General features: G+C 57.4%; 2 protein-coding genes and 1 pseudogene. All 3 read left to right on the plus strand.

Going from position 1 to position 4,701, the window contains the following annotated elements; all coding sequences use genetic code 11:
* Nucleotides 1–701, plus strand: a pseudogene (locus tag WN73_RS12150) (hypothetical protein); the annotation flags it as partial.
* A gap of 34 nt (nucleotides 702–735) precedes the next feature.
* Nucleotides 736–2,865, plus strand: a complete 2,130-nt coding sequence (locus WN73_RS12155) for a type I secretion system permease/ATPase (protein WP_442870078.1) — start codon at nucleotides 736–738, stop codon at nucleotides 2,863–2,865.
* Nucleotides 2,852–4,273, plus strand: a complete 1,422-nt coding sequence (locus WN73_RS12160) for an HlyD family type I secretion periplasmic adaptor subunit (RefSeq protein WP_271552943.1) — start codon at nucleotides 2,852–2,854, stop codon at nucleotides 4,271–4,273. Before WN73_RS12155 ends, WN73_RS12160 begins: the two co-directional genes overlap by 14 nt.
* Nucleotides 4,274–4,701 lie beyond the last annotated feature (428 nt).

Raw genomic sequence — 4,701 nt, forward strand, 5'->3', positions numbered from 1 at the left:
TCACGATTGCCGGGGCCGGCAGCTTCACCAACCAGGGCACCATCAACGTCTCCAACGGCGATACGGTTAGCATAAGCTCTGGCAGCTTCCTCAACTCGGGCGTGTTAGTCGCCAATGGTGGTAACATCAAAGTAACGGCAGCCGAAACAGGGGCGGGAAGTGCCACTATCTACGGGACGTCTCAAGTCGAATACGACGCTGAATCACACGATAATATAACCTTCGCCCCTGGTTCTACTGGAGAGCTTCTACTGCTTGATTCTGCCGACTTCAAAGGAACCGTCACTGGATTCACCGGAAGTGGCACGGGCGATCCTGCAAACTCTGACAAGCTTGACTTAAGAGATATCAACTTTTCGTCGCCTCAGTTCTCAAAAAGCTACCTGAACAACGTTCTCACCGTCACAGATGGCACGCATACCGCTAACATCAATATGGTTGGAACATACACGTTGGCCAATTTCGAATTTGCAGCAGATGCTAGCGGAGGCACGCTGATTACCGATCCTCCGGACGTCGCGATTGGGCCCGTCTCCTCATTGGCAAGTACAGACAGCTGCAGCCTTGCGCTGTTGAGGCAGTACATGGCCTCAAGCTTGGTGTCATCAGGCGATCTCCATGGCTGTATGCCACTCGGCGATTCGTGTCCGATATTCAATCCGCAAACGACGCTCAGCCAGCCTCAGCACGCACAAGGTTAGGCGAAGCTGACAAGGGGCAATCGATGAGGGGAATATGGAGACGCCAGGAGGACTAGATCCGGGGTTGACGCTTTTTATCGCCTTGATGCGGCTGCAGGGCGTCGGCGCGGATCCTGAGCAGATCCGACATCGCTTTGGCGGAGACGCCTTTTGTATTCCCGAAATGCTCCGGTGTGCTAAGGAGTTCGGGCTTCGGGCTCGGGCACGCAAGAGCAGCTGGGAGCGTCTTGCAAAGACGCCGTTGCCCGCAATAGCCGCATTGTACGATGGGACCTTCCTGTTGCTCGCCAAGGTCGGAGACGACAAGGCGCTGGTCCAGTTTCCAACATCGCCGCGGCCGATGCTGATAAGCCGAGAGGAACTCGAAGTCATTTGGAACGGCACCATCCTGCTGATGACGCGGCGCACTGGCTTGGTGGAGCTGTCCCGCCGATTCGATATTACCTGGTTCCTAGGTGCCCTCTACAAGTACCGCCGACTCTTCGGTGAGGTGCTGATCGCCTCATTTTTTCTTCAGCTTTTCGCTCTCATTTCGCCGCTGTTCTTCCAGGTCGTGATCGATAAGGTGCTTGTACATCAGACGCTCAGCACGCTTCACGTTCTGGTTATAGGTTTAGTAGCGGTCGCCCTGTTCGAGACCGTTCTCGGCATTCTACGAACCTATATTTTCGCTCACACCACTAACCGGATTGATGTTGAGCTTGGGGCGCGCTTGTTCAGGCATCTGCTTGCCCTGCCGATTGCTTATTTTCAGGCGCGTCGGGTCGGCGACTGCGTCGCCCGCGTGCGAGAGCTGGAGAACATCCGCAATTTCCTGACCAGCTCCGCGCTTACGCTGGTTATCGATCTGTTTTTCACGATCGTATTTCTGGCGGTGATGTTCCTCTATTCACCCCTCTTAACCTGGATCGTGCTCGGGGCGTTTCCTTTCTACATAGGAATATCCGCGGGAGCTACACCGCTCTTCCGCCGGCGTCTGGACGAGAAATTTAGGCGCGGAGCTGAAAATCAAGCCTTTCTGGTTGAGAGCATCACGGGAGTAGAGACTCTCAAGGCCATGGCTGTCGAGCCGCAGATGCAGCGGCGCTGGGAGGAGCAACTCGCCGGATATGTAGCGGCGAGTTTCCAGGTGCTTAGCCTGGGCAACGTAGCAAGCCAAGTTGTTCAGCTGGTGAGCAAGGTAGTGACCGCGGCAACACTGTTCTTCGGGGCTAGGCTCGTGATTGACGGCTCGCTTACGGTCGGCGAGCTTGTCGCTTTCAACCTGCTGGCCGGCCGTGTCAGCGGGCCTGTGCTTCGCCTCGCGCAGATCTGGCAGGATTTCCACCAAGCACGGCTCTCGATCGCGCGCTTGGGCGACATTCTGAACACACCGGCCGAGCCGGCCTTCAATCCGGGGCGTGCGGCGCTCCCGGCGATCCGCGGCGATGTCGTATTCGAGCATGTTACATTTCGCTATCGGTTGGATGGACCGGAAGTCCTGCATGACTTGAGCGTCAATATTCCTGCCGGCCAGATCGTGGGCATCGTCGGTCCGTCTGGCTCGGGAAAGAGCACGTTGGCCAAGCTGGTACAGCGGCTGTACGTGCCTGAAGGTGGTCGTGTTCTGGTCGACGGCGTTGACTTGGCGATGGTGGACACGTCCAGGCTTCGCCGGCAAATTGGAGTCGTCCTCCAGGAAAACATACTCTTCAATCGCTGCGTGCGGGATAATATCGCTTTGGCCGATCCGGCCATGAGTATGGACGGGGTGATCGCAGCGGCAAAACTCGCAGGAGCGCACGAGTTCATTCTCGAGCTTCCGGAAGGATACGACACGATTATCGGCGAACGAGGCTGCAGCCTTTCCGGAGGGCAGCGCCAACGCATTGCGATCGCGCGCGCTCTGATCGGGGACCCCCGCGTCCTGATACTGGACGAGGCAACCAGCGCGCTTGATTATGAAAGCGAGCGTGTAATTCAGCAGAACATGCAAGAGATTGCCAGGGGGCGTACCGTCTTCATCATAGCGCACCGCCTGTCCACAGTTCGCTACGCTGATCGCATACTTACAATCGATCGCGGTCGCCTCGCCGAAGATGGTTCGCACGACGACCTGCTCAAAGCAGGCGGACGATATGCGGCTCTTTACCGTTTCCAGGGAGGGCTGCATGAAGTCAGCTAGCGTCGTTGCCTTTCCGCGCCGCCGAAAAGAGCAGATGCTTGAGCTCGACTTTCTGCCGGCAGCACTCGAGATCGTCGAGACGCCTCCGTCGCCTGCTGGACGTGCCACAGCCCTTACGATCGCAGCCGTATTTGCAATCGCGCTCGCTTGGGTCTGCATAGGCACCGTGGACATGGTTGCGACTGCACCCGGCAAGATCATTCCGAGTGGGCGAACGAAGGTCATCCAGCCCTTCGAGACCGGCGTCGTACGCAGCATTCATGTTCGCGACGGTCAAAGCGTCAAGGCCGGCGACGTGCTGATTGAACTGGACCCGACCATGAGTGGCGCCGAGCTCGCCCACTACCAGACCGATCTGCTAGCCGCACGGCTTGAGGCCGCTCGGCTGCGGGCGGCTCTGAGCAGCGATGACCCACTCGCCAGCTTCAGGCCGCCGGAAAATGCTCCGGCTGAACTGGTTGAGCTGCAGCGCAGCTTTCTGCTCAGTCAGACCGCGGAACAGAGCGCAAAGCTTGCAGAAATCGATCGCCAGATTGCGCAGAAGCGGGCGGAGCGAGCCACAATCGAGTCATCCATCCATAAGCTCGAGACGACAATCCCGATACAGAGCGAGCGGGTCGATGTCCGCAAACAACTTTACCAGAAGGAGCTGGGGTCGAAACTCCTCTATTTGACTGAGCTCCAGGAGCTAACTGGACAGCGAGAAGATGTGCTCGTTCAGCAAAGCAAGATTCGCGAGGCTGATGCAGCAATCTCGGCATTCATGCAAGCCAAAAGCAAGGCTGCCGCCGAGTATCAACGAGTGTTGTTTGACGATCTCGCAAAAGCAGCGCAAAAGGCGGCCGGCTTTGCTCAGGATGTCATCAAATCGGAGAAGCGAACAAACCTGCAGCAACTGACTGCGCCGGTGGATGGCGTAGTTCAGCAACTGGCCATACATACAGTTGGTGGCGTAGTTACGCCCGCCCAAGCACTGATGGTGATCGTCCCGGTTGAGAGTCACTTGGAGATCGAGGCGATGCTCTCGAATCGCGACATCGGGTTCATCGAGGTGGGCCACGACGTCGCGATCAAGGTCGATACTTTCAATTTCACGCGCTATGGCCTTCTTCATGGCAAGGTCTTAACCGTCTCCCATGATGCCATCACGCGCGACAAGCCGGAGAATAGAAGTGGGGACAAGGGGCAAGGTGCGGAGGCAAGCAGCAGCGAGCCGCACGGGCAGGAACTGGTTTACGCTGCGCGCATCTCGCTCGACCGCGCGCGGATGCGGGTTGAAGACAAGCTCGTGGACCTGTCGCCCGGCATGGCCGTGACCACCGAAGTCAAGACTGGAAGCCGTACGATCATCAGCTATCTGCTCTCGCCACTTGTTCGATACCAACACGAAAGCCTGCGCGAACGGTAGTAGTGCGGCCACGTGCTGTAATTGATAAATTAGTTTTGCAAGAAGATTCCGCTTCGTCGACTCTCTGCCTACACTTGCGTGCTGGTCGCGCCCAGCAAGAGTTCGAGTTGGGTTCCTCTCCCGTGACCGAGAAGACCTGAGACGCAGCGGCGGAGCTTGTTTTCTGGTTTCTCTCCTTCCATCATTCCAGCCTCTCGATTGCAACTGTGGTCAGCCACTCGCGTAAAGCTCTAACTGGACACGCAGTTGAACACTGAACCCCGCGTCACGGCAATGACCGAGCCCAATTGCTCCTGGTCGAGTTTCGATTGCCAAACTGTCACACTCAGACTGGACTCAACTTCTTCGGCCGCCTCTAGGTCAGGGCTGAGCATTCCAGGTATCGGAGGAGAGGGCTCTCGAGTGGCAGGAAGAGGGGCCATACAGAA

The organism is Bradyrhizobium sp. CCBAU 45394, from assembly GCF_028128655.1.
Classification (GTDB): Bacteria; Pseudomonadota; Alphaproteobacteria; order Rhizobiales; family Xanthobacteraceae; genus Bradyrhizobium; species Bradyrhizobium diazoefficiens.

Excerpts from the sequence above, each read along its gene's own strand:
- WN73_RS12155 (WP_442870078.1), top strand. The coding sequence starts at position 736 with ATGGAGACGCCAGGAGGACTAGATCCGGGGTTGACGCTTTTTATCGCC.
- WN73_RS12160 (WP_271552943.1), top strand. The coding sequence starts at position 2,852 with ATGAAGTCAGCTAGCGTCGTTGCCTTTCCGCGCCGCCGAAAAGAGCAG.